Genomic DNA, 24345 nt, shown 5'->3' with positions numbered 1-24345 from the left:
AGGGGACTCTGTGGGAGAGTAGGACGCCGCCGAACAATTTTTAGCTCCGGTCCCCGGAAACCAGTGATGGTTTCCGGGGACCGGAGCATTTTTGCGTTCAAAACCTTTCAAGAACTTCAGGGCCGTTACGCTCGGCGGATGCGCTACGACCTGATCATTTTTGACAATGACGGGGTGCTGGTGGACAGCGAGCCGATCTCGAATCGGATTCTCGCCGGTCATCTCACCGAGCTGGGCCACCCCACCACATACGAGGAGTCGATACGGGATTACATGGGCTCCGCCATGCCCCGTATTCACGACATCGTGCGGGAGCGGTCCGGGAAGCAGCTGCCGGACGGGTTCGACGAGGAATTCCATGGGCGGGTCTTCGCCGCGTTCCGTACGGAATTGGAGCCGGTGCGGGGCGTCGGCTCCGTACTGGAGGGATTGGCCGCGGCGGGGGTGCCGTACTGCGTCGGGTCGTCCGGCAGTCATGAGCGGATTCGGGTGGCGCTGCGGACCACCGGGCTGTTCGGGCACTTCGAGGAGGAGCGGATCTTCTCGGCGCAGGATGTCGGGCGGGGAAAGCCGGCGCCGGATCTCTTTCTGTACGCGGCGGAGCGGATGGGCGTGGCGCCGGAGCGGTGTGCGGTCGTCGAGGACAGCCCGCTGGGGGTGGCGGCGGCGCGGGCGGCGGGGATGGATGTGTACGGCTTCACGGCGATGACCCCCGCCGCGCGGCTGGGCGACGCCACCGGGCTGTTCGCGGAGATGGCGGAGCTTCCCGCGCTGCTGTCGGCGTAGCGCGGGTGGCGGACGGGCGCCGTCCGCGCGGGTCCGTACCGTCCGCGCGGCATCGGCGGGCCTGGTGGCCACCGGCCGCCGGGCGGTGCCCGTGGAATTGCCGTGGTGATCCATCTACCCCTCGGTAGCGGTGAGTTCTAGGCTGTGCGGCCATGACGGCGCCCCGGGTTCCAGGCACGCAAGCGCGGTACGGCAGGGTCGCGTTGGCCCTCAGCTTCTTCGTCCAGGGCACGGTGTTCGCGCTCCTGGTGACGCGGATTCCGGCGATCCAGGACCGGTACGGGATCTCCGATGCCCTGCTGCCCGCTTTCCTCGCGGCGGTGCCGGTGCTGGCCGGTGTCGGCAGCGTCCTGACCGAGCGGCTGGTGCGGAGGGTGCGGCCGAGCCGGGTGCTCCGTGTGGTGCAGCCGGTGGTCTGTCTGGCGCTGCTGGCGGCCGGAGCGGGCCGTTCGATGGGGCAGGCGGCGGTGGCGCTGGCCGTGTTCGGGCTGGCGGTGGGCGTGCTGGACGCCGCCATGAACATGCTCGGGGTCAGCCTTCAGCGGGCGTACGGCCGGAGCATCATGCTGGGCTTCCACGCCGCGTACAGCCTGGGCGGGATCGTCGGGGCGTCGCTGGCCTGGGCCGGGGCGCACTGGGAGCTGTCGCTCGGGGTGCTGTACGGGCCGGTGGTCGCGGTGCTCGTTCCGGTGGCGGTGGTCGCCGGGCGGTGGTTCGTCGACGGAGCGGCGGCCACCGGGCAGGGCGGCGGAGGCCAGGCGTGCGGCGGGCCGTCGAGCGGTGCCACCGCCGTCTCGATGCGGCTGCTGTTGCCGCTGTGCCTGGTGATGGCGTGTGCGTACATCGGGGACTCGACGGTCTCCAACTGGAGCGCGAAGTACCTCCAGGACGTGCTGGGTAGCTCCGAGCAGCTGGCGACCGTGCCGTACAACGTCTACATGATCACCACGCTGCTGGGGCGGACCGTCGGGGATCTGGGGGTGCGGCGGTTCGGGGCGGTCGCGGTGGTGCGGGCGGGGGCGGTGGTCGCGGCCGGTGGGTTCGCGGTGGTCGCGGCGGCGCCGGGGGCGTGGGCCGGGATGGCCGGGTTCACCCTGCTGGGCCTCGGGCTCTGTGTGATCGTGCCGCAGACCTTCGCGGCGGCCGGGCGGCTGGCGTACGAGCGGGACGGCGGCGGGGCGTCGGACGGCGCGATCGCGCGGCTGAACATCTTCAACTATGTGGGCTTTCTGGTGGGTTCGCCGCTGGTCGGGGCGCTCGGGGACGCGTGGAGCTACCGGGGCGCGATGCTCGTACCGATGCTGCTGGTGCTGCTGACACTGGTGTACGCCCGCTCGTTCGGGGCGTCCGGTGCCCGATACGGTGACGGGCATGAGCGGCCGCGCACAGCTGATGTGGGATGAGGCAGTAACGGGCTACGACTTCGGCCGCGGGCACCCCATGGACCCCGTACGGCTGGCGCTGACCATGCGGTTGGTGGAGGCGTTCGGGCTGGACCGGGCGCCCGTGGAGGTGGTCGCGGCGCGGCCCGCGGGCGAGTCGACGCTGCGGCTGGTGCACCGCGCCGACTACCTGGACGCGGTACGGGCCGCCTCCGCCGATCCGGCGGTCGCGGACGCGCGGTACGGGCTGGGCACCGAGGACGATCCGGCGTTCCGCGGGATGCACGAGGTGTCGGCGCTGATCGCCGGTCAGTCGGTGGGCGCCGCCGAGGCGGTGGCGCGCGGGGACGCGCTGCACGCGGTGAACTTCGCGGGCGGGCTGCACCACGCGATGCCGGGCGGGGCGGCGGGTTTCTGTGTCTACAACGACGCGGCGCTGGCCATCGCGCGGCTGCTGGAGCTGGGCGTGGAGCGGGTCGCGTACGTCGACACCGATGTGCACCACGGGGACGGCGTGCAGGCGGCGTTCTGGGAGGACCCGCGGGTGCTGACCGTCTCGCTGCACGAGCATCCGCGGACGCTGTTCCCGGGGACCGGCTGGCCGCAGGAGACCGGCGGGCCGGGCGCGGAGGGCAGCGCGGCCAACCTCGCGCTGCCCGCGGGGACCGGCGACGCGGGCTGGCTGCGGGCGTTCCACGCGGTGGTGCCCGAACTGCTCGGCGCGTTCCGGCCGCAGGTCCTGGTCACCCAGCACGGTGCGGACACCCATATCGAGGACCCGCTGGCGCATCTCGGGGTGAGCCTCGACGCGCAGCGGGCGGTGGCGCTCGCCTGTCACACGCTGGCCCATGAGCACACCGACGGGCGGTGGATCGCGCTGGGCGGCGGCGGATACGCGGTGGTGGACGTGGTGCCGCGGGCCTGGACCCATCTGACGGCCGTCGCCGCCGGGCGTCCGCTCGCCCCGGAGACGCCGGTGCCGGAGGAGTGGCGGCACGAGGCGTTCCGCCGCACCCGGCAGCCCGCGCCGCACCGGATGACCGACGGCGTCGAACCGCGCTGGCGCGACTTCACCGAGGGCGGCTACGACCCGGCCGACCGGCTCGACCAGGCCATCCTCGCCACCCGCCGGGCGGTCTTCCCGGCGCACGGGCTGCTGCCGTGAGGTGAGTCCGTACGGGTCTCCCGTACGGGACGGTGCGTCCGGATGTGTGACTACCGGGCGGTTCCGGCCCGGGGTCGGGGGCGGCGGGTCAGCATGGGCGCCGTGTCGGGGACCGGTGCGTTGCGCGCCCATCTGGTCGAGGCGCGGCTCGCGGGGACCCTCGCGACGCCGCGGGAGAAGAGCCTGGCGCGCTACCGCCTCTTCGCGGCGCGCGACCCCCGGGCGCTGCTGGGGCTCGACCCGGTGGGGGAGTGGCCGGTCGGGGAGGTGCTGCGGCTGATGGCGCGGCGCTGCGGGGTGGCGGCGGACCCGGCGCGGACCCGGGGCCCGAACGTGATCGACCCGGACCGGACGCTCGCCGCCCTGGACCGGTTCGCCGACCGGATCGCGGCGGCGGCGGCGCGGCGCGCCCCGGTGCTGTTCGGCACCGGACACCCGGACCGTCTGCTGGAGTTCTACGCGGCGCTCGCGGGCGGACTGACCGCCGCGGGGTGCGTCGTAGTCACTCCTGGGCGGGGCTTACCCGTCCGGATGACGACCTCGTTCGGCGTACGCACGTACGTACTCGACTACGTACGGGGAGTCGCGCTGGTGCGCGGGACCGGCGTGGGGGGCGCATCCGCAAAGGGGCGCGTGCATACCCATTCGCCCCTCCCCGTGCGGCTGGCGCTGGCCGCCGCGGCGGAGGGTGGCGGGCCGTTGCCGGAACTGGTGGTCGGTGATCACGGTTGGATCTGCGGTGCAGGTCAGCTGGGGTTTGAGGCGATCGGGCTGGCGGATGCGGACGATCCGGGGCCGTTCGTCGGGGAGGCCGAGGGCCGGGTGTGCGCCGTGGTGCCCCTGGACGACGGGGTGGCCGGGGAGCACTACGGACCGCTGTGGCGTTATGTCCTCAATAGAGCTGAACTGCCCTGGTAGCGGAGGTTTTTGCGGTCCGGGTGGCTCCTCTTCCCCACTCGCATCACCCGCCCCTAAATTGGGGAGTGAGCGCATAGCGACGAAGAGTGACCGGAGGGGAAGCCGGTGCCCGTCATATGCGGAAGGTGCAGGTGTGGCATGGCTGCGGACCAGAAGCCTCTGAACGAGGTCGTTTTTCTGACGGTGGCGGAGGTCGCCACCGTGATGCGAGTGTCGAAGATGACCGTGTACCGCCTGGTGCACAGCGGTCATCTGCCCGCGATCCGGGTGGGCCGGTCGTTCCGCGTGCCGGAGCAGGCGGTCCACGACTACCTCCGGGAGTCCTACGTAGGCGTCGAATCGGCCTGACGGAGGCTTCCGGGCCCTCGGATTACGCCGTACGCCCGGCGCCGGGTAGGCTGGCCCGATGTAGGTAGTGTGGGCTCGGACGCCCCGCACCGAGTAATTCGAAGTGAGCGAGGGTAGTCGTGGGCTCTGTTATCAAGAAGCGGCGCAAGCGGATGGCCAAGAAGAAGCACCGCAAGCTGCTCAAGCGCACCCGCGTGCAGCGTCGCAACAAGAAGTAAGCGACGCGGCTGGCGTTTTCGTGGCCCCTCACCGCCCTGTGCGGTGGGGGGCCACGGTGCGTTCCGGGGCCTTTCCGGCCGACCGTCGGGGCCGCTTCTGGGGCCGGTGGGGCGGAAATGCGACCCCGGGCAGCGTGAGGTCGCCGTGGTGCCGGGGCGACCCGATAGCGTGGAGCGCACAGCTCGGCGCAGGCGGCGGCCGAGGGCGGAAGGAGGGCCGGTCTTGGGCAGGGTCGTGCTCGTCACGGGAGTCGCCCGGCAGCTCGCCGGCCGGTTGGTCCGGCGCATCCTCCGCGATCCGTCCGTCGAGCGGGTGATCGGCGTCGACGCGGTGGCCCCCGTACATCCACTGGGCGGCGCGGAGTTCCTCCAGGCCGACATCCGGCACCTGGCCATCGCCCGGGTGCTGGCCGAGACCGGCGTCGACACTGTCGTCCACATGGACGTCAACAGCACCCCGCCGGGCCGCCGCGGCAGCCGTACCGCGGTCAAGGAGACCAACGTCATCGGCACCATGCAGCTGCTCGGCGCGTGCCAGAAGGCGCCCCGGGTGCAGCGGCTGGTCGTCAAGTCCAGTACCGGCGTCTACGGTTCGGCCCCCCGCGACCCGGCGGTCTTCGGGGAGGACACCCCGCCGAAGTCGCTGCCGTCCGGCGGGTTCGCGAAGGACGTCGTCGAGGCCGAGGGGTACGTCCGCGGCTTCGCGCGGCGCCGCCCGGACGTCGCGGTCTGCGTACTGCGCTTCGCCAACGTCCTGGGCCCGTGCGCCGACTCCCCGCTGGCCGAATACTTCTCGCTGCCGGTGCTGCCGACCGTCCTCGGGTACGACCCGCGGCTGCAGTTCGTGCACGAGGAGGACGCGCTGGCGGCGCTGCTGATCGCGGCGTCCGCACCGCGCCCCGGGACGCTCAACAGCGGCACGTTCAACATCGCGGGCGACGGCGTGCTGCTGCTGTCGCAGACCGCCCGCCGACTCGGGCGGCCGACGCTGCCGCTGCTGCTGCCCACCGTCACCTGGGCGGGCGCCGCGCTCCGTGCCGTCGGCGTCACGGACTTCTCGCCGGAGCAGATCCGGCTGCTGACCCATGGCCGGGTGGTCCGCACCACGCAGATGCGCGAGACGCTGGGCTTCGAGCCGCGGTACACGACGGCGGAGACGTTCGCGGAGTTCGCCCGCAGCCGTGGCCCGGGGCTGCTGCCGCCGGAGTCCCTCGCCCGTACCGTCGACCGGTTCGCCGACGTGCTCAGCGCGCGTCCGGCCCAGTGAGGAGCGCACGCGAGATGGCGGACGCCAAGGTCATTCCGTTCGGCGAGGACCCCCGGGCGCGCCGCACGGCCCGGCGGCCGGTGAACGGCACCGCGGTCCCGCTCACGCCCGTACCGGAGGCCCGCACGGGCGACCGGCCGCGCCCGGCGCCCCCGGCGGCCCGCGGCGGCCGCTCGCTGGACGAACGGCTCGCCGGGGGCCTGCGCTTCCTGCGGCGGCGACTGACCGGCGAGTACGAGGTCGACGACTTCGGCTACGACGAGGAGCTGACCGACCAGGTCCTGATGTCGCTGCTGCGCCCGCTGGCCGAGAAGTACTTCCGGGTCGACGTCCGGGGCGTGGAGAACATCCCGGCGGAGGGCGGCGCGCTGGTCGTCGCGAACCACTCCGGGACGCTGCCGCTGGACGGCCTGATGCTGCAGACCGCGATCCACGACCACCACCCGGCCGAGCGCCACCTGCGGTTCCTCGCGGCCGATCTGGTCTTCGTACTGCCGGTGGTCAGCGCGCTGGCGCGGAAGGCCGGGCACACCCTGGCGTGCGCGGAGGACGCGCAGCAGCTGCTGGAGCGCGGTGAGGTCGTCGGGGTGATGCCCGAGGGGTTCAAGGGCATCGGCAAGCCGTTCGCGGACCGCTACAAGCTCCAGCGCTTCGGGCGGGGCGGTTTCGTCTCGACGGCGCTGCGTGCCGGGGTGCCGATCGTGCCGTGCTCGATCGTGGGCGCCGAGGAGATCTACCCGATGATCGGCAACGCCCGGACGCTGGCGCGGGTGCTGGGGCTGCCGTACTTCCCGCTGACGCCGACGTTCCCGTGGCTCGGGCCGGTGGGCGCGCTGCCGCTGCCGACGAAGTGGACGATCCAGTTCGGCGAGCCGATCGCGACGGACGGCTATCCGCCGGAGGCGGCCGACGACCCGATGCTGATGTTCAACCTCACCGACCAGGTCCGGGAAACGATTCAGCACACGCTGTACAAGCTGCTGGTGCAGCGCCGGTCGGTCTTCTTCTGACCGCACCGCGGCCCGCTCCCCGTCCGGCGCAGGGCCGAGGGGGAGCGGGCCGCGATCCGTCAGCCGTGGCTGTTCTCGCCGTCGATGCCCAGACCGGGCAGCAGACCCGGGATGAGCGGCGGCACGGTGATGTCGGGGTGGTCGGTGAGCCCCTTGCCGCCGCCGTGCGAGGGCGTCGGGGTGTCGTCGCGGTCGGGACCCCCGAGCAGTCCGCCGGTGTCGCCGCCGAGCAGCCCCTGCTCCTCGGAGGGGCTGGACGAGGGCCGCGTCGGGCGGCCCGCCTCACCGGGCGTACCGGACGGGGCCCGCTCCACGGACGGCGACGGGTGCGGCTGCCCGGAGGAGTGGTCCGGCGAGGCGGGGGAGGAGCCCTGCCGGGCCGCCTTCTCCGGGGTGGGCAGCAGCCCGCGCAACGGCTTGACCTGCTTGTCCATCGCGTCGAAGACCGAGCTGACCTCGTCCCGCGCATCGGTGAGCTGCACCGGGAGCCGGTCGCGCAGCTGTGACCAGGTGGCGCGGTGGGACGTGGCGAAGGAGTCCAGCGCCTCGATGGGGCCGAGGGAGCCGTCCCGCTGGTACGCGGCGTACAGCAGGCGGTGGCCCTCTCCGGCGTCGTGGGTGATCCCGGCGAGCGTCCGGCGGACCTCGGCGAGCGATTCGTGGTCGAGGTCGGCGACCCGGCCGCGCTCCATCAGACGGCGGGCCTCCAGCATCCGGGTGGCGGCCTGGTCGAGGTAGAGCCGACCGCGGTCGGTGTCGTCGTCGCTCAGGCCGAGCTTGAAGTCCTCCATGCCCCGCTTGAGGCCGTAGAGGGAGTCGCCCGGGAGTGCGTCGGAGCTGGCGGCGGCGACGCCGCTGAGCGCCCCCGCGGCGACCCCGACCGTCAGTCCGCCGGCTGCCAGCCGCTTCGTCAGCCGGGAGCGTGGACGCAGCCTCCCGAGCTGCTCGGCGGCGCGGTGGGTGCGTTGTTCGGGCACCCGGGCGCCGTCGGAGGGGCTGCCTTCGGTGAAGGCGGCCTCCATCGCGGCCATCAGCTGGGCGCGCTGGACGGTCTTGACCTCGGTGGCCATCTCCGGCTTCGGGAGTTCCCCGAGGCCGTCCGCCACCCCCAACAGTCGTGCTTCACCCGGCGTCTGTGCCGCGGTGTCGTCCTGGTCCTCGGCCGCGCCCCGGGAGGTCTGGTCCTCCAGGGCCTGGGCGAAGGCGTTGGCCCGCCGGTGCACCGAGATATTCGCGATCACGGGCGGCACCTCCTCTCGTATCCCGCTCGACTCCCCTGACTGGACTTGGACCATCCAGACGGGCCGGACGGTTGTACGCCACCCTCCGCGGCCACTCGTAGGAGTGAGAGGCAGCGGACAGGGCGTGACCGCTTGGAGCCTGCATCCCGCACAACGAGCGGCGCGGCACACGGGTTACGCACACACGATGATCTGACCGAGGGGGCACAACCGCTCACCGTACGTCACCGGATGCGGGCGTACGGGTGACCGGAAGGCGAACGAGGGGGCGGGGGGTGGGCGGTCGGTCAGCGGGCGTCTTCGGGCAGCAGCCGGGCGAGGGTGCGCACCGCGCGGTACTGGAGGGTCTTGATCGCGCCTTCGTTCTTGCCCATCACACGGGCGGTCTCGGCGACCGAGAGACCCTGCAGGAAGCGCAGGGTCACGCACTCCTGCTGCTGGGGGTTGAGCTTGCGGACCGCCTCCAGCAGGGCGGCGTTGGAGAGCGATTCGAGGACGGAGTCCTCGGGGCTGCGCTCGACCTCGTTGGCGTCGAGCATCTCGCCGGTGGTGACCTCCAGGCGGAACCGGGAGGACTTGAAGTGGTCGGCGACGAGGTTGCGGGCGATCGTCACCAGCCAGGCGCCGAAGTCGCGGCCCTGCCAGGTGAAGGTGCCGATGCGGCGCAGGGCCCGCAGGAACGTCTCGCTGGTGAGGTCCTCGGCGGTGGCCCGGCCGCCGACGCGGTAGTAGATGTAGCGGTAGACGGTGTCGGCGTACTGGTCGTAGAGGCGGCCGAAGGCTTCGGCCTCTCCGGACTGGGCGCGTTCGACGAGGTCCATCATGCGACGGCTGTCGCTGTCGACGGGGCGTCGGGCGGTGGTCGTGCCGGTGCCGGAGCGGCGGGATCTGCCGGCGGTCGCGGGCTTGCCGACCGCCGCGCTCCCGTCGGCCAGGGCGTAGCAGGGGCCGGCGGGGACGGCTGTGGCGAATGCGGGGACGGCGTACGCGGTGGGGACAAAACTGCGCAGGTGGTCGACGAGTGTCGTACGCAGCGTAGCCAGGCCCGAGGCGTCAACCCCGACGTGTGGGTACACGGGACTCCCAGAGGCAGAGCTTCCATCACGTGCAGTGCGGGACCATTCACTCGTCGTAGGGACGTGTGGGTTCCGGAATGCGTCTGAGGAGAATAACGCTTCGTATAGGCAGCGCTACACCCAGTTGTTCAAATCATCGATTACTTACGATCCGTGCCTGGTTGGTGGCGGAAGTAGTATCGATTACTGAGCAGCTTTTGATCGAAAGGTGACGCAATCTGCCAGGTTGGAGGGCGTGTTGTGGTGGAGCGCCAGCAACCGGACCGCAGGTGGGGCGGGGCGAGGCTCCGGGGTGAACGGACGCGCCCGCCTGCCGATGATCAATCCTGGTCAGCGGTGGCGGTAGGCGGGTGCCGGGCCGGTCAGCGGCGGCGGCGCTGGAGGGCCACGGCGGCCGCCGCGCCGCCCGCGAGCGCGCCGACCCCGGCGGCCGCCGGGATGCCGATACGGACGGCCTTGCGGCCCGTGCGGTAGTCGCGCAGCCGCCAGCCGTGCTCCCGGGCGTGCTTGCGCAGCCGCCCGTCGGGGTTGATGGCGTAGGGGTGGCCGACGAGCGAGAGCATCGGGATGTCGTTGGCGGAGTCGCTGTACGCGGCGCAGCGGGCGAGCTGGAGGCCCTCGGCGGCGGCGAGCGCGCGGACCGCCTCGGCCTTGGCGGGGCCGTGCAGCGGTTCGCCGACGAGCTTGCCGGTGTAGACGCCGCCGACGGACTCCGCGACGGTGCCGAGCGCGCCGGTCAGGCCGAGCCGCCGGGCGATGATCGTCGCGGTCTCGACCGGCGCCGCGGTGACCAGCCAGACCTTCTGTCCGGCGTCGAGGTGGGCCTGGGCGAGGGCGCGGGTGCCGGGCCAGACGCGTTCGGCCATGTACTCGTCGTAGATCTCCTCGCCGATGGACATCAGCTCGGAGACGCGGTGGCCCTGGACGATGGAGAGGGCGCTGTTGCGGACGTCGGCCATGTGCTCGGGGTTCTCCGAGCCGGCCAGCCGGAAGTAGATCTGCTGCCAGGCGAAGCGGGCCAGTTCGCGCTTGTGGAAGAAGTGGCGCTTGTAGAGGCCGCGGCCGAAGTGGAAGAGGGCGGCGCCCTGCATGACGGTGTTGTCGAGGTCGAAGAAGGCCGCGGCGCGGTCGTCGCCGACGACCGGGAACTCCGGCTCCTCCGCCGCCCCCTCGGCCTGCTCCGCCTCCGCCTCCTCGGCCTCCTGGGAGGTCTTGCGGGCGGCCTCGGCGGCGGCCTCCCCGGCCAGCACGCTGCGGGCGGTGGCGGGGCGACGGCGGCGGCCGAGCCAGGCGGGCGCGCGCACCCCGGCGAGCGCGGCACCGAGACGGTGGGCGGGGGTGGGGGACGGGGTGTCGGGCTGGGGTGCTTCGGGCGTCCCGAAGGGACTCCTACCGGGGCGGTGGTCGGGCGACGGGCGGGCCATACGGACAGCGTAGCCAGTCGGTTCCGTGGTTCCGGTGACGGCCCGGTGTCGCGCTACGGGTGGGGCGGCGAAGAGCGGGTGGCGGGGCGGGCGCCGGGTCAGGCGCCGAGTGCCGTGCGGAGGCGCTTGGGGTCCACGCGCCAGAAGTCGTGCTGGGCGCCGTCGACGAGGATGACCGGAATCTGCTCCCAGTATTTGCGGTGCAGCTCGGCGTCCTCGGTGATGTCCTTCTTCTCCCAGGAGGCGCCGGTCTCGGCGCAGATCCGCTCGATCACGGCCTGGGCGTCGTCGCAGAGGTGGCAGCCGGGCCTGCCGATGAGGGTGACGGTGCGCTCCGCGGGGCTCTTGCGGGGGGCGCGCTGGAACATGCCGAACGAGGGGGCCATGGGGCCATTGTGCCGGGAGCGCGGCGGCGCGGGACGGCCCGGAGGTCGACTACCATCGGTGGGCGATTTGTAGGTTTCCGGGGGCATAGCGGTGAGGAGTGAGGACCCGTGCTCCCGTCGGCTACCCCGTGTGACCTGCGGGTAGCGGGCGAACGGCGTGGTGGGGAAGTTGGTTCCACGGACCGCGTCAAAACCCGCGTGACACCGATCACTTTGGCCAGACAAAGCGGACATCATCTTTGTGCACGCGTTCACAAAGACATAGCCTGCACAGGACAGGGCGGTCGGGTGACGTATGGCCGCCCGCAGCCCCGCTCTACCCGCAGGAGCACCGTGGCAACTGGCCGAACTCACCGACCGGCGACCCGAAGCCGAGGGATTCCCGAGGCCACCGTCGCCCGGCTTCCGCTGTATCTGCGTGCACTGACCGCGCTCTCCGAGCGCTCGGTCCCCACGGTCTCCTCCGAGGAACTGGCCGCCGCGGCGGGGGTCAACTCCGCCAAGCTGCGCAAGGACTTCTCGTACCTCGGCTCCTACGGGACGCGTGGTGTCGGTTACGACGTGGAGTATCTCGTCTACCAGATCTCGCGGGAACTCGGCCTGACCCAGGATTGGCCGGTTGTCATCGTCGGCATCGGTAATCTCGGCGCCGCGCTCGCCAACTACGGCGGCTTCGCCTCGCGTGGTTTCCGGGTGGCCGCGCTGATCGACGCCGATCCCGCCATGGCCGGGAAGCCCGTCGCCGGTATCGCGGTGCAGCACACCGACGAGCTGGAGCACATCATCGACGACAACGGCGTCTCGATCGGCGTGATCGCGACGCCCGCGGGCGCCGCCCAGCAGGTCTGCGACCGCCTCGTCGCCGCCGGTGTCACCTCGATCCTCAACTTCGCGCCGACCGTGCTGACCGTCCCGGACGGGGTGGACGTACGGAAGGTCGACCTCTCCATAGAGCTGCAGATCCTCGCCTTCCACGAGCAGCGCAAGGCGGGCGACGAGGGCGCGGTGACGGCCGCCGCGGCCCGTGCCGCCGTGGACGCCTCCGCGTCGTCGGACGACGACCGCAAGGGACCGGACGGGGACGTCCCCGCCGTGATGCCGGCATGAGTTTGCTTGTCGTAGGACTGAGTCACCGCACCGCCCCGGTCAGTGCGCTGGAGCGGGCCGCGCTCGCGCCCGAGGTGCGGGGGAAGCTGCTCCAGGAGGCCGTCGCGGCCGAGCCGGTCAGCGAAGCCGCCGTGCTCTCCACCTGCAACCGCATCGAGCTCTACGCCGACGTGGACAAGTTCCACGCCGGTGTCGCCGAGCTGTCCACGCTGCTGGCCCGGCACGGCGCCGCCGAGCTGGACGAGCTGACGCCCTACCTCTACGTCCACTACGAGGACCGCGCCGTCCACCACCTCTTCTCGGTGGCCTGCGGCCTGGACTCGATGGTCGTCGGCGAGGGGCAGATCCTCGGGCAGATCAAGGACGCGCTCGCCGTCGCCCAGGAGCAGCACACCGCAGGTCGCCTGCTGAACGACCTCTTCCAGCAGGCGCTGCGGGTCGGCAAGCGCGCGCACAGCGAGACCGGGATCGACAAGGCCGGGCAGTCGCTCGTCACCTTCGGCCTGGAGCAGCTCGCGGGCGGCGCGGACGTCGCCGACTGGGCGCGGGGCAGGCGGGCGCTGGTGATCGGCGCCGGTTCGATGTCGTCGCTGGCCGCGACCACGCTGGCCCGCGCCGGGATCGGCGAGCTGGCCGTCGCCAACCGCACCGTCGAGCGCGCCGAGCGGCTCGCCCAGATCCTCACCGAGCCGGGCGGCCCGGGCGCCGCCACCGGCCTGCGGGCCCGTGCCGTCGCGATGTCCGCGGTGGACGAGGAGCTGGCCGCCGCCGATGTGGTCGTCTCCTGTACCGGGGCGACCGGTCTGGTGCTCGGCGCCGAGGCGGTCGCCGCCGCCCGCGCCGGGCGCACCGCGGACCTGGCCCTGCTCGACCTGGCGATGCCGCGGGACATCGACGCCGCCGTGCACCGTGTCGAGGGTGCGCACCTCGTCGACATCGAATCGCTCGCCGACGCCTCCGCGGACGCGCCGATGGCGGCCGATGTGGACAAGGTGCGGTCCCTGGTCGCGGACGAGGTCGCCGCCTTCGGCGCGGCCCAGCGCGCGGCGCACATCACGCCGACCGTGGTCGCGCTGCGCACCATGGCCGCCGGTGTCGTGGCGGGCGAGATGGCCCGGCTCGACGGCCGCCTCCCCGATCTGGACGACAAGGAGCGCGCGGAGATCACCCAGACCGTGCGCCGGGTCGTCGACAAACTCCTGCACGCGCCCACCGTGCGGGTCAAGCAGCTCGCCAGCGAGCCCGGCGGCGCCGGGTACGCGGACGCGCTGCGGGAACTCTTCGATCTCGACCCCGAGACGGTCGCCGCCGTCAGCAGGGCCGACACGCGGGCCGACAGGCACGATGCAGCACGGGAGCGGGCATGACTGACAGCACAACGAGGGGCACGCCCCTTCGGCTGGGCACACGGCGGAGCAAGCTCGCCGTGGCCCAGTCCGGACAGGTCGCCGACGCGGTCCGCGAGCTGACGGGCCGCCCCGTCGAGCTGGTGGAGATCACCACGTACGGCGACACCTCCCGCGAGCAGCTCGCGCGGATCGGCGGCACCGGCGTCTTCGTCTCCGCGCTGCGCGATGCGCTGCTCGCCGGGGAGATCGACTTCGCGGTCCACTCGCTCAAGGACCTGCCGACGACGCAGCCCGACGACCTGACGCTGGCGGCCGTGCCGCGGCGTGCGGACCCGCGGGACGCGCTCATAGCCAGGGACGGGCTCGCCTTCGAGGAGCTGCCGGACGGCGCCCGGGTGGGGACGGGCTCGCCGCGGCGGATGGCGCAGCTCAACGCCTGGGCGCGGCAGCTGGGCCGCCGCATCGAGGCGGTCCCGATCCGCGGGAACGTCGACACCCGCATCGCCTTCGTCGAGAAGGGCGAGCTGGACGGCGTCGTACTGGCGGCCGCCGGGCTCACCCGGCTCGGCCGTATCTCCGAGGCGACGCAGCTGCTGTCGCCCGACATGGTTCTGCCCGCCCCCGGCCAGGGGGCACTGGCGGTCGAGTGTGCTGCGGTCAACGCGGACCTCGCCGCCGAGCTCGCCGGACTCGACGACCCCTTCACCCGGGTCGCCGTGACCGCCGAGCGTTCCCTGCTCGCCGCCCTGGAAGCCGGATGCAGCGCACCTGTGGGTGCGCTGGCCGAGGTTTCCCCGAGCTCTCGACTCCGTTCGAGCGGGGGAGGCCCCATGGCCGACGAGCAGGCTGTCACCGAAATGCGCCTGCGCGGCGTCGTCGGCACGACCGACGGCAGCGCGCTGGTGCAGCTGTCCACCACCGGGCACGTACCCGCCTCTCCCGACGACACCACGATGCCGCTGCGCATGGGCCGTGAACTCGCCGCCGAGATGCTCGCCAAGGGTGCGGCCGGTCTTATGGGGGAGCGAGCACTTTGAACCCCACCGCCCCGAATCACTCCGCCTCCGGTCAGGTCACCTTCCTCGGTGCCGGGCCGGGAGACCCGGGTCTGCTGACGCTGCGTGCCGTGGAGGCACTGGCCCAGGCGGACGTGCTGATCGCCGACCCGCAGGTGCTGGATGTCGTGCGCGTGCACGCCCGCGCACAGGTGGACACACCGCTGCAGGCGTCAGCTGACGAGGCGTCAAAGCCCGTCATGCCCGCAGAAGTTTCCTCGCTGCGTGACACTTCCAATCTTGTCATGGCGGCCGCGCGCACCGGCAAGCGGGTCGTGCGTGCCGTGACCGGTGACCCCGGTCTGGACGGCGATGTCGCCGAGGAGATGCTGGCCTGCGCGGCCGAGGGCATCGTCTTCGAGGTCGTGCCGGGCATCGCCGCCGCCGTGGGGGTTCCCGCGTACGCCGGTGTGCCGCTGCGCGACGCCGAGGGCGCCGACGTCCGGTTCGTCGACGCGCGCACCGCGACCGACCGCTGCTGGGCCGAGCTGGGCGGCAGCGATGCGACCGCGGTCGTCTCCACCACCCTCGACTCGGTGGCCGCGGCCGCCGGTGAGCTGGTGTCGGCGGGCCGTAAGCCCGACACCTCGATGACGGTCACCGTCGCCGGTACGACCACCCGCCAGCGCACCTGGAACGCCACCCTCGGGACGGTCGCCCAGGTGCTGAAGGCCGCCAAGGTGCTGCCGTCGCCGGACGGCGGGCAGCCGGTCATAGCCGTGGTCGGTGAGCGGGGCGCCGTGGCGCAGCGCGACCAGCTGTCGTGGTTCGAGTCCAAGCCGCTGTTCGGCTGGAAGGTCCTCGTGCCGCGGACGAAGGAGCAGGCCGCGTCGCTCTCCGACCAGCTCGTCTCGTACGGCGCGGTGCCGCACGAGGTCCCGACGATCGCCGTCGAGCCGCCGCGCACCCCGCAGCAGATGGAGCGGGCGGTCAAGGGCCTGGTCACCGGCCGGTACGAGTGGATCGCCTTCACCTCGGTCAACGCCGTCAAGGCGGTCCGGGAGAAGTTCGAGGAGTACGGTCTCGACGCCCGGGCGTTCGCCGGGATCAAGGTCGCGGCGGTCGGTGAGCAGACCGCCAAGGCGCTGATCGCCTTCGGTGTGAAGCCCGATCTGGTGCCGTCCGGCGAGCAGTCGGCGGCCGGGCTGCTGGAGGACTGGCCGCCCTACGACGCGGTCTTCGACCCGATCGACCGGGTCTTCCTGCCGCGCGCCGACATCGCCACCGAGACGCTGGTGGCGGGCCTGATCGAGCTGGGTTGGGAGGTCGACGACGTCACCGCGTACCGCACGGTGCGGGCGTCGCCGCCGCCGGCCGAGACCCGGGAGGCGATCAAGGGCGGCGGTTTCGACGCGGTGCTCTTCACCTCGTCCTCGACCGTCCGCAACCTCGTCGGCATCGCCGGGAAGCCGCACAACGTCACGGTGATCGCCTGTATCGGCCCGGCGACCGCGAAGACGGCGGAGGAGCACGGGCTGCGGGTGGACGTGCTCTCGCCCGAGCCGTCGGTGCACAAGCTGGCGGAGGCGCTGGCGGACTTCGGCGCCGCCCGCCGGGACGCCGCGATCGAGGCGGGTGACCCGGTGACCCGCCCCAGCGAGCGGCGCCCCGGCTCGCGCCGCCGCCGCGCGACGCCGTAGCGGGAGACCTCCCGCGCCCTGCCCCGTATCCGCTCCGGCGGGTGCGGGGCAGGGGCGTTTCGTGGGGGTACGCGGCCGACGCCGCGTCGGCAAAGGCAGCGGGGAGGCGGGCGTAGCGTGGACGGTATGACGAAGTACGGAACCTTCCCCGGCGCGCGGCCCCGGCGGCTGCGGACCACCCCCGCCATGCGGCGGATGGTTGCCGAACACCGTTTGCACCCGGCCGATCTGATCCTCCCGGCGTTCGTCCGCGAGGGGATCTCGGAGCCGGTGCCGATCTCGGCGATGCCCGGGGTCGTCCAGCACACCCGGGACACGCTCCGTAAGGCGGCGGTCGAGGCGGTCGCGGCGGGTGTCTCCGGGATCATGCTCTTCGGCGTGCCCGAGGAGGCGAAGAAGGACGCGGCGGGCACCGTCGGCACGGACCCGGACGGCATCCTCCAGGTCGCGCTGCGCGACGTCCGCGCCGAGGTCGGCGACGACCTGGTGGTCATGTCGGACCTGTGCCTGGACGAGTTCACCGACCACGGGCACTGCGGGGTGCTGGACGCGGACGGGCGGGTCGACAACGACGCGACGCTGGAGCGGTACGCCGAGATGGCGCAGGTCCAGGCGGACGCGGGCGCCCATGTGGTGGCGCCCAGCGGCATGATGGACGGCCAGGTGGGCGTCATCCGGGACGCGCTGGACCAGACCGGCCACGAGGAGGTGTCGATCCTCGCGTACACCGCGAAGTACTCCTCGGCGTTCTACGGGCCGTTCCGTGAGGCGGTCGGCTCCTCGCTCCAGGGCGACCGCAAGACCTACCAGCAGGACCCGGCGAACCTCCGCGAGTCCCTGCGGGAGCTGGCGCTCGACCTCGACGAGGGCGCCGACATGGTGATGGTGAAGCCGGCGCTGCCCTACCTGGACGTGCTGGCGAAGGTCGCGGACGCGGTGGACGTGCCGGTCGCGGCGTACCAGATCTCCGGTGAGCTGGCGATGGTCGAGGCGGCGGCGGAGAAGGGCTGGATCGACCGGGACAAGGCGATCCTGGAGACGCTGACCGGCATCAAGCGGGCGGGCGCCGACCTGATCCTCACGTACTGGGCGACGGAGGTCGCGCAGGGGTTGTGAGCGGGGGCGCGCGCCGTGCGGTGCGCGCCTGCCGTGACGGCGTCCGGTGACCGGCTCCACGGTCACCGGACGCCGTTGTCGTTCCCGGGACCGTCGGCGTGGGTGCCGGTGGTGGCCGTGCACTCGGGGGCGGTGGCGGCGTGCAGGAACTCCCGGAGCAGCGGGCGGCGCCCGCCGGAGGGGAGGTGGGCGAGCCGGACGGGGATGGTGGGGGCGTTGGTGAGCGGGATGAAGCGGACGCCGGAGTGGGCGGCGCGGCGGGCGGCCAGCGCCGGGACGACGCCGACGCCCCGGTCGGCGGCGACGGTCTCCAGCCACTCGTCGTAATTGGCGCACGGGACGACGGTGCGCGGGGCGGCGGCGGGGTGCCAGGAGCCGGGGTTGGTGGTGCCGGTGACGGTATTCACCACGAGCGGCCACTGGTGGAATTCCGACCAGTCGATGCTTTTTCGTGTCGCGAGAAAAGAAGATGTTGATATCGCGGCTATGCGCTGTTCGTCGAAGAGCGGGTGAACCGTCGCCCCGGTGAGTTCCAGGTGGCCACGTAATACGGCGATGTCGATGCGGGCCGTTTCCAGGGTGGCGACGGGATTGTCGACGCGGGCGAGGGTGACTTCGGCGTCGGTGGCGCGCTCGAAGCGGGCGATGGTGCGCTGCGCCCACGGGTCCGGCAGCAGCCAGCTGAAGCCGAGGCGGAGGGTGCGGTGGACGCGCATGTCCCGCGCCGCCTGGTCGAGGTTGCCGAGGACCCGGCGGGCGTGGAAGAGGAATTCCTGCCCGGCCGCGGTGAGGGCGACATGCCGGGACGAGCGGTCGACGAGGCGAATGCCCAGCGTCGCTTCCAGTTGTTGAATCGTGCGGGAGAGTGCGGGCTGGGTGACCATTAATTCGGTCGCGGCGCGGGTGTAGGAGCGGTGGTGGGCGAGCGCGGTGAACGCGCGTAAATGCCGCAGTTCCAGGTCCATGCCCGGGAAGCATAGTTCAGCAGCGAGAAGCATTTCTCAGCGCTCCGGGGGCTCCGTAGGCTTACCGAACGACCGGGACTTTTCGGGCAGTTCTTTACTCCGTGGCGCGGCTGCGCGGTCCGCACGGCCACGGAGGACGTCAGGGGGTGGGGGCCGCGGCGTGGAAACGGGGACGGGCCGGGGCGCCGCGCCCGGGCTCCTCGGACGGCGCGCCGCCCGTAGGGTGCCGGTGCGCCCGCCGGGCGTGATCGTCCCGCCGCCCGCCACCTCGACCTCCCGACCCGGGGCGCCCCGCCGCCGGTCGCACGGTGCCGCATCCGCTCCTCCCGCGTGCCGTCCGCCGTCGGCCCCGGCTCCCCGCCGCTCGCCACCCACCCTCCCCGCACCGAAGGAGCCACCGTGTTCGACCTCTCCCACCTGCGTATCCCGATCGTGCAGGCCCCGATGGCCGGGGGCCCGGGCTCCGTCGCGCTGGCGGTCGCCGTCAGCCGGGCCGGTGGCCTCGGCACCCTCGCCGCCGGGTACAAGACGCCCGCGCAGCTCGCCGAGCAGATCGCCGGGGTGCGGGCGGGGACCGACGCCCCGTTCGGGGTGAACGTCTTCGTCCCGCAGGAGGTCCCGCACCCCGACACCGTCGCGCCCTACCGCGCCGAGCTGACCGCGGACGCCGAGCGCCGGGCGGTGGCCCTGCCCGAGCCCGACCAGGGCGACACCGACTCCTGGGACGAGAAGATCGCGCTGCTGACACAGAGCCCGGTGCCGGTCGTGTCGTTCACCTTCGGCGCGCCGCCCGCGGAGACCGTCGAGGCGCTGCAGCGGGTGGGCAGCCGGGTGGTCGCGACGGTCACCACGCCCGCCGAGGCGAAGGAGGCGGCGGCGCTGGGCGTCGACGCGCTCTGTGTGCAGGGCCCGGAGGCGGGCGGGCACCGCGGCACCTTCGACCCGTACGCCGAGCCCGACGCGACCCCGCTGGCCGAGCTGCTGGCGGCCGTCGCGGCGGGCACCCGGCTGCCGCTGATCGCCGCCGGTGGCCTGGCGACCGGCGCGGATGTCGCGGGCGTGCTGAACGCCGGGGCGACGGCCGCACAGCTGGGCACCGCGTATCTGCGGACCCCGGAGGCGGGTACCGCCGCGGCGTACCAGGAGGCGCTGACCCGGCCGGAGTTCGACACCACCGTCGTCACCCGGGCGTTCTCCGGCCGCTACGCGCGCGGGCTGCGCAACCGCTTCATCGAGGAGCACGACGCCGCCGCGCCGGTCGCCTACCCCCTCGTCAACCAGCTCACCAAGCCGCTGCGGGCCGCCGCCGCGGCCGCCGGTGACGCCCACGGGCTGAGCCTGTGGGCGGGCGTCAACTACCGCAAGGCGGAGTGCGTTCCGGCCGGGGAGCTGACCGAGCGGCTGTGGGCCGACGCCTCCGCCGCCCTGCACCGGGACTGACCGCCCCCCGAACCCCGCTCACCCGCCCCGCGGGCCGCACCACCGGCCCGCGGGCCACCCGGGCGCACCGTTCGTACGACAGGCACCGCACGCACCACCGGCACGACAGCACGACACGCACCACCGGCACCACGTCCTCACAGCCACCACGTGGGCCGTTCGCACCGTGTGATCCGTCCGATGTGAACCGTCCGATGTGAATCCGTCCGATCGGAGAAGCGGAAATGACCAGCCGAACCGTCGCCGTCGTCGGGCTCGGCCCGCGGGGCCTTTCCGTCCTGGAGAGACTCGCGGAGAACGCCCGGCACGACGCCACCGAGCACCTCACCGTCCACCTCATCGACTCCCACGCCCTCGGCTCCGGCCGGGTCTGGCGGCCCGAGCAGTCGCCCGAGCTGCTGATGAACACCGTCGCCTCCCAGGTGACCCTCTTCACCGACGACAGCGTCAGCTGCGCGGGCCCGGTCGTCCCCGGCCCGAGCCTGTACGAGTGGGCCCGCAACGCCGTCCACCTCGCCCAACTGCGCACCACCGCCCCGCACCTGGAGGCGGAGGCGGCCCGGCTCGGCCCGGACGACTATCCGACCCGGGCGCTGTACGGCCGCTACCTCCAGTGGGTCCTGGAGCACGTCTCGGCCCGGCTGCCCGCCACCGTGCACCTGGTGCCCCGGCACACCCGGGTCCGTGCGATCACCCGCGGGCCGGAGGGGCGGCTGGTCCTGGAGACCTCCGACAGCGGCCGGATCAGCGCCGACCAGTGCGTACTGACGTTGGGTCATCTGCCGGGTGCGTCCGGCCCCCGCGAGCGCGGGCTGCGCGACTTCGCCGCCCGCCACGGGCTGCGCTACTACCCGATGGCCAACCCCGCCGATGTCGATCTGCGGGACATCGAGCCGGGCGAGGGCGTCCTCGTCTGCGGTCTCGGTCTGAACTTCTTCGACTACCTCGCGCTGCTCACCACCGGGCGCGGCGGCCGCTTCGTGGAGACCGGCGACGGCCTGAAGTATCTGCCGTCCGGCGCCGAGCCGTATCTGCACGCCGGTTCCCGCCGCGGCGTCCCGTACCACGCCCGCGGCCACAACCAGAAGGGCGTCACCGGCCGCCATCTGCCGCGCTTCCTCACGCCCGGGGCGATATCCGGCCTCCGGCGGCGCGCGGCCGACGGCGGTCTCGACTTCGACCGGGACGTGTGGCCGCTGGTCTGCCGGGAGGTCGAGTACGTCTACTACCGGGCGCTGGGGGAGGAGCGGGCCCGGTGGGCGGACGGGGCGGACGCGGACGGGGCGGAGCGGTCCGGCGCCGGGTGCGCCGATGACGACGCCCTGCTCGCCGCGGTGGCGGGCGACCCCGCGGTCAAGGCGCGCGCCCTGGCCGCCCTCGGGTTCACCGCGGAGGACCACTGGGACTGGGCGGATGTGCGCACCCCGTACCGCGACGCCGCCTTCGCCGACCACGGCGCGTTCTCCGCCTGGCTGCTCGACCATCTGGCGCAGGACGTCCGGGACGCCGTCGGCGGCAACGTCCGCAATCCGCGCAAGGCGGCGCTGGACGCGCTGCGGGATCTGCGCAACGAGGTCCGGCAGGTCGTCGACCACGGCGGGATCCTGCCCGACTCGCACCGCGACGCCCTCGACGGCCACTACACCCCGCTCAACGCCTTCGTCTCCATCGGGCCGCCCGCCCGCCGGATCGAGGAGCTGATCGCGCTGATGAAGGCGGGCATCGTCACCGTCGGCGGCCCCGGCTTCACCGTCGAGGCGCACCCGGACGGCCACTTCACCGGCCACGCCCCGGGGCTGCCCGGCAGCCGCCGCGAGGCCCGCGTCCTGATCGACGCGCGGCTGCCCCCGGCGGGCATCGCCCACACCGACGACCCGCTGACCGGCCAACTCCTCACCGACGGTCTGGCCCGGCTGCACACCCTGCGGCACGGCGACGCCGTCCACACCACCGGCGCCCTGGAGGTCACCGGCCCGCCCTACCGCGTCGTCGACGCCACCGGCGCCCCGCACCCGGACCTCTACGCGTTCGGCGTCCCCACCGAGGGCGTCCACTGGGCGACGGCGGCGGGCGTCCGCCCCGGCGTCGACTCCGTCATCCTCGGCGACGCGGACGCGGTGGCGCGGGCGGTGCTCACCGCGCTCCGTACGCCCGACGAGGAGCGGCGGCGGCAGCTGACGGCCCGGGCATGACACGGCGGCGCGCCGCCCCGGACGGTTCCGGGGCGGCGCGCTCGTCCGCGTACGTCAGGTGAAGGCGAGGATCCCGGCCAGCGACAGGGCCCCCGCGAGGACCGTCGACCCGGCGCCGAGCGCGACCGGGCGCGCCCCCGTGCGGATCAGCGACATCAGGTGCACCGAGGTGCCGAGCCCGAAGAGCGCGCCCGCCAGCAGCAGGGTGGTCAGCGTCTGGGCGGCGGTGAGGACGGCGGCGGGCAGCACGCCGGAGCTGCGGACGGCGACCATCGCGATGAAGCCGAGGACGAAGAGCGGGACCAGCGGCGGGCGCTTGCCGGTCGCGTCGGCGGTGCCCTTGCGGCGGCGGACGATGCTGTATCCGGCGATGAGCGGGGCGAGCAGTACGACGCGGGTGAGCTTGACGACGGTGGCGACGGCGAGGGCGGCGGGACCGGCGACCGAGGCGGTGGCGACGACCTGCGCGACCTCGTGGACGCTGGCGCCGGACCAGACGCCGAAGGAGGTGTCGGACAGGCCCAGCGGGTGCTGGAGCAGCGGGAGCAGGACGATCGCCAGGCTGCCGAAGATCGTCACCAGGGCGACGCCGGTGGCGAGGTCCTCCTCGTCGCTGTCGCTGACCGCGTCCATCGCCGCGGCGGCGGAGGCGCCGCAGATGGAGAAGCCGGTGGCGACGAGGAGGGTGGTGCCGGGGCGGACGCCCATCCGGCGGCCCAGCCACACCGTCCCGGCGAACGTCCCGGCCACCGTCACCGCGACCACCAGCAGCACGCCGGGGTCGAGTTGGAGCACCTGGGAGAGGGCGAGCTGGAGTCCCAGCAGGACGACGCCGATGCGCAGCAGCTTCTTCGTGGCAAGCTTCGCGCCGGGCAGCACCCGGTCGCCGAGCAGCCCGGTGTTCCGGGCCAGCGCGCCCAGCAGCACCGCGATCGTCAGGGCGCTGACCGCCGGGACGAGGCGGTTGAGCCCGTACGAGACGGCGACGCCGACGACGACCACGGCGAGCCCGGGTCCGTGGTGGGCCAGCCAACCGGGGCCGTCGCCGCTGCCGTCGCCGGGTGCGGGCGGCGGGGCGGAGGGCGGCGCGGCGCTCTCCGCGGGGGCGTCCCCGGCGGTGGGGAGGTGGGGGGTGGCGGCCGGTTCCGGGTCGCTGCGGCGGTCGGGGCGGGCGGTCCCGTCAAGAGAGGGCATGTCCCGATCGTCCGATCGGGGGACAGTTCGCGGTAGCCACCAACCCCCTATGCACCCATAGACTTGTGCTATGGACGGCCAATACGCTATGAGGACGGACCTGCGGTCGCTGGAGATGCTGCTCGCGGTCGTCGACCAGGGCAGCATCGGTGGCGCCGCGCGGGCCCTGCAGGTCGCGCAGCCCTCGGTCACCAACCGCATCAAACGGCTGGAGCGACATCTCGGGCTGACCCTGGTCGTCCGCTCCCCGCGCGGCTGCCGACTCACCGACGAGGGCGTCGCGGTCGCCGACTGGGCGCGCGAAGTCCTCGGCGCCTCGGACCAGTTGGAGACCGGCGTCGCCGCGCTCCGCCGCAGCCACGACTCCCAGCTGACCGTGTCCGCGAGCCTGACCGTCGCCGAGTACCTGCTGCCCCGGTGGCTCGCCGATCTGCGGCTGCGCTCACCGGAGACGGGCGTCGCGCTGCGGATGTGCAACTCCGAGCAGGCGGCCCAGGACGTGCTGCACGGCGCCGCCGACCTCGGCTTCATCGAGGGCCCGCGCACCACCGGCGGGCTGCACGCCCGGGTCGTCGCCGTCGACGACCTCGTCATCGTGGTGGCGCCGGGCCACCCCTGGTCCCGGCGCCGCCGCCCGCTGACCGTCGCCGAACTCGCCGCCACCCCGCTCATCGCCCGCGAGAAGGGCTCCGGCACCCGCGACACCCTCGACCACGCCCTCGCCCGCGCCGGTGCCGAGGGCGCCGCCGCACCCCGCCTCGAACTGGCCTCGACCGCCGCGATCCGTACGGCGGTGCTGACCGGGCAGGGCGTCGGCGTGCTCAGCCGGTTCGCGATCAGCGACGACATCCGGGGCGGGCGGCTGCGCGAGGTCGCCGTCGAGGACGTCGATCTGCGCCGTCGGCTGCGGGCCGTCTGGCGCTCCGGCTCCCAGCTCTCCGGGCCCGCCGCCGACCTCACCCACTGCGCCCTCCAGTCGAGTTGGGGCCGCCCGGCCCAGGGGCGCACCCACCGCCCGGCCCGTAAGGAGGCCACCACGGGCTGAGCCCCCGGACACGCGAAACGG

General features: G+C 73.3%; 22 protein-coding genes. 16 read left to right on the top strand and 6 right to left on the bottom strand.

Going from position 1 to position 24345, the window contains the following annotated elements:
• Positions 1–138 precede the first annotated feature (138 nt).
• The 8 genes from IF23_RS0125960 (at position 139) to IF23_RS0125925 (ending at position 7094) form a co-directional block, all read left to right on the top strand.
• Entirely contained in the window at positions 139–786 is a 648-nt protein-coding gene (locus IF23_RS0125960) for an HAD family hydrolase (protein WP_030287748.1), read from the top strand.
• 152 nt (positions 787–938) lie between these two features.
• Positions 939–2189 (top strand): MFS transporter, encoded by a 1251-nt coding sequence (locus tag IF23_RS0125955; RefSeq protein WP_030287747.1) that lies wholly within the window; start codon positions 939–941, stop codon positions 2187–2189.
• Positions 2158–3333, top strand: coding sequence for an acetoin utilization protein AcuC (locus IF23_RS0125950; protein WP_030287745.1), 1176 nt, complete (start codon positions 2158–2160; stop codon positions 3331–3333). The genes IF23_RS0125955 and IF23_RS0125950 overlap by 32 nt, the downstream gene beginning before the upstream one ends.
• Before the next feature lie 93 nt (positions 3334–3426).
• Entirely contained in the window at positions 3427–4251 is an 825-nt protein-coding gene (locus tag IF23_RS0125945) for a phosphatase (protein ID WP_030287742.1), read from the top strand.
• A 138-nt stretch (positions 4252–4389) separates the two neighbouring features.
• The gene (locus tag IF23_RS0125940) at positions 4390–4599 is read left to right on the top strand and encodes a helix-turn-helix domain-containing protein (protein WP_157848084.1); all 210 of its coding nucleotides are present in this window, start codon (positions 4390–4392) and stop codon (positions 4597–4599) included.
• Positions 4600–4718: 119 nt separating this feature from the next.
• Positions 4719–4817 carry a 30S ribosomal protein bS22 gene (locus tag IF23_RS33120; RefSeq protein ID WP_003948845.1) on the top strand — a complete coding sequence of 33 codons (99 nt, stop codon included), beginning with the start codon at positions 4719–4721 and terminating at the stop codon, positions 4815–4817.
• Positions 4818–5040: 223 nt separating this feature from the next.
• Positions 5041–6084, top strand: a complete 1044-nt coding sequence (locus tag IF23_RS0125930) for an NAD-dependent epimerase/dehydratase family protein (protein WP_030287739.1) — start codon at positions 5041–5043, stop codon at positions 6082–6084.
• Positions 6085–6098: 14 nt separating this feature from the next.
• Entirely contained in the window at positions 6099–7094 is a 996-nt protein-coding gene (locus IF23_RS0125925; protein ID WP_030287737.1) for a lysophospholipid acyltransferase family protein, read from the top strand.
• A 59-nt stretch (positions 7095–7153) separates the two neighbouring features.
• Here IF23_RS0125925 and IF23_RS0125920 read toward each other — a convergent pair whose 3' ends face one another.
• The 4 genes from IF23_RS0125920 to IF23_RS0125905 all read right to left on the bottom strand — a co-directional run bounded on the left by IF23_RS0125920 (position 7154) and on the right by IF23_RS0125905 (position 11221).
• Complete coding sequence (locus IF23_RS0125920) at positions 7154–8335, bottom strand: DUF5667 domain-containing protein (protein WP_030287735.1); 1182 nt, start codon at positions 8333–8335, stop codon at positions 7154–7156.
• A 287-nt stretch (positions 8336–8622) separates the two neighbouring features.
• The gene (locus IF23_RS0125915; protein WP_030287733.1) at positions 8623–9411 is read right to left on the bottom strand and encodes an ECF subfamily RNA polymerase sigma factor, BldN family; all 789 of its coding nucleotides are present in this window, start codon (positions 9409–9411) and stop codon (positions 8623–8625) included.
• Between the two features lie 362 nt (positions 9412–9773).
• Positions 9774–10715, bottom strand: a complete 942-nt coding sequence (locus IF23_RS0125910; protein ID WP_030287731.1) for an HAD family hydrolase — start codon at positions 10713–10715, stop codon at positions 9774–9776.
• Positions 10716–10933: 218 nt separating this feature from the next.
• Positions 10934–11221, bottom strand: a complete 288-nt coding sequence (locus IF23_RS0125905; RefSeq protein WP_030287729.1) for a glutaredoxin family protein — start codon at positions 11219–11221, stop codon at positions 10934–10936.
• A gap of 333 nt (positions 11222–11554) precedes the next feature.
• Here IF23_RS0125905 and IF23_RS0125900 point away from each other — a divergent pair, with 333 nt between their 5' ends.
• The 5 genes from IF23_RS0125900 (at position 11555) to hemB (ending at position 17488) form a co-directional block, all read left to right on the top strand.
• Positions 11555–12328, top strand: a complete 774-nt coding sequence (locus IF23_RS0125900; protein WP_030287727.1) for a redox-sensing transcriptional repressor Rex — start codon at positions 11555–11557, stop codon at positions 12326–12328.
• Positions 12325–13695: a glutamyl-tRNA reductase gene (locus IF23_RS0125895; protein ID WP_030287725.1), complete on the top strand. Its 1371-nt coding sequence runs from the start codon at positions 12325–12327 to the stop codon at positions 13693–13695. The genes IF23_RS0125900 and IF23_RS0125895 overlap by 4 nt, the downstream gene beginning before the upstream one ends.
• Positions 13692–14714 carry a hydroxymethylbilane synthase gene (hemC, locus tag IF23_RS0125890; RefSeq protein ID WP_030287722.1) on the top strand — a complete coding sequence of 341 codons (1023 nt, stop codon included), beginning with the start codon at positions 13692–13694 and terminating at the stop codon, positions 14712–14714. The genes IF23_RS0125895 and hemC overlap by 4 nt, the downstream gene beginning before the upstream one ends.
• Positions 14711–16372: a bifunctional uroporphyrinogen-III C-methyltransferase/uroporphyrinogen-III synthase gene (locus IF23_RS0125885; protein WP_030287720.1), complete on the top strand. Its 1662-nt coding sequence runs from the start codon at positions 14711–14713 to the stop codon at positions 16370–16372. Before hemC ends, IF23_RS0125885 begins: the two co-directional genes overlap by 4 nt.
• Positions 16373–16498: 126 nt before the next feature.
• Positions 16499–17488 (top strand): porphobilinogen synthase, encoded by a 990-nt coding sequence (gene hemB, locus IF23_RS0125880; RefSeq protein ID WP_030287718.1) that lies wholly within the window; start codon positions 16499–16501, stop codon positions 17486–17488.
• Positions 17489–17550: 62 nt separating this feature from the next.
• On the opposite strand, the gene IF23_RS0125875 is transcribed toward hemB, so the two are convergent.
• A complete protein-coding gene (locus IF23_RS0125875) occupies positions 17551–18453 on the bottom strand; it encodes a LysR family transcriptional regulator (RefSeq protein WP_051739898.1) in 903 nt (300 codons plus the stop codon).
• Positions 18454–18852: 399 nt separating this feature from the next.
• Between IF23_RS0125875 and IF23_RS0125870 the strand changes: the two genes are divergently transcribed.
• Together IF23_RS0125870 and IF23_RS0125865 are read left to right on the top strand one after the other, a co-directional pair.
• Positions 18853–19893 carry an NAD(P)H-dependent flavin oxidoreductase gene (locus IF23_RS0125870; RefSeq protein WP_030287714.1) on the top strand — a complete coding sequence of 347 codons (1041 nt, stop codon included), beginning with the start codon at positions 18853–18855 and terminating at the stop codon, positions 19891–19893.
• Between the two features lie 224 nt (positions 19894–20117).
• Complete coding sequence (locus IF23_RS0125865; RefSeq protein ID WP_030287712.1) at positions 20118–22085, top strand: FAD/NAD(P)-binding protein; 1968 nt, start codon at positions 20118–20120, stop codon at positions 22083–22085.
• Between the two features lie 54 nt (positions 22086–22139).
• On the opposite strand, the gene IF23_RS0125860 is transcribed toward IF23_RS0125865, so the two are convergent.
• Entirely contained in the window at positions 22140–23279 is a 1140-nt protein-coding gene (locus IF23_RS0125860; RefSeq protein ID WP_078654261.1) for a YeiH family protein, read from the bottom strand.
• 70 nt (positions 23280–23349) lie between these two features.
• Here IF23_RS0125860 and IF23_RS0125855 point away from each other — a divergent pair, with 70 nt between their 5' ends.
• Entirely contained in the window at positions 23350–24324 is a 975-nt protein-coding gene (locus IF23_RS0125855) for a LysR family transcriptional regulator (RefSeq protein ID WP_078654260.1), read from the top strand.
• Positions 24325–24345 lie beyond the last annotated feature (21 nt).

The organism is Streptomyces catenulae (assembly GCF_000718015.1).
Taxonomy (GTDB): domain Bacteria; phylum Actinomycetota; class Actinomycetes; order Streptomycetales; family Streptomycetaceae; genus Streptomyces; species Streptomyces catenulae.
Note: the sequence above shows the minus strand (reverse complement) of the source record. Positions and strands in the feature narration are given on the sequence as shown.

Coding starts and splice junctions, on each gene's coding strand:
- hemB (WP_030287718.1), top strand. CDS start 16,499: ATGACGAAGTACGGAACCTTCCCCGGCGCGCGGCCCCGGCGGCTGCGG.
- IF23_RS0125955 (WP_030287747.1), top strand. CDS start 939: ATGACGGCGCCCCGGGTTCCAGGCACGCAAGCGCGGTACGGCAGGGTC.
- IF23_RS0125865 (WP_030287712.1), top strand. CDS start 20,118: ATGACCAGCCGAACCGTCGCCGTCGTCGGGCTCGGCCCGCGGGGCCTT.
- IF23_RS0125855 (WP_078654260.1), top strand. CDS start 23,350: ATGGACGGCCAATACGCTATGAGGACGGACCTGCGGTCGCTGGAGATG.
- IF23_RS0125950 (WP_030287745.1), top strand. CDS start 2,158: ATGAGCGGCCGCGCACAGCTGATGTGGGATGAGGCAGTAACGGGCTAC.
- IF23_RS0125945 (WP_030287742.1), top strand. CDS start 3,427: ATGGGCGCCGTGTCGGGGACCGGTGCGTTGCGCGCCCATCTGGTCGAG.
- IF23_RS0125905 (WP_030287729.1), bottom strand. CDS start 11,221: ATGGCCCCCTCGTTCGGCATGTTCCAGCGCGCCCCCCGCAAGAGCCCC.
- IF23_RS0125895 (WP_030287725.1), top strand. CDS start 12,325: ATGAGTTTGCTTGTCGTAGGACTGAGTCACCGCACCGCCCCGGTCAGT.
- IF23_RS0125860 (WP_078654261.1), bottom strand. CDS start 23,279: ATGCCCTCTCTTGACGGGACCGCCCGCCCCGACCGCCGCAGCGACCCG.
- IF23_RS0125925 (WP_030287737.1), top strand. CDS start 6,099: ATGGCGGACGCCAAGGTCATTCCGTTCGGCGAGGACCCCCGGGCGCGC.
- IF23_RS0125875 (WP_051739898.1), bottom strand. CDS start 18,453: ATGGACCTGGAACTGCGGCATTTACGCGCGTTCACCGCGCTCGCCCAC.
- IF23_RS0125960 (WP_030287748.1), top strand. CDS start 139: ATGCGCTACGACCTGATCATTTTTGACAATGACGGGGTGCTGGTGGAC.
- hemC (WP_030287722.1), top strand. CDS start 13,692: ATGACTGACAGCACAACGAGGGGCACGCCCCTTCGGCTGGGCACACGG.
- IF23_RS0125940 (WP_157848084.1), top strand. CDS start 4,390: ATGGCTGCGGACCAGAAGCCTCTGAACGAGGTCGTTTTTCTGACGGTG.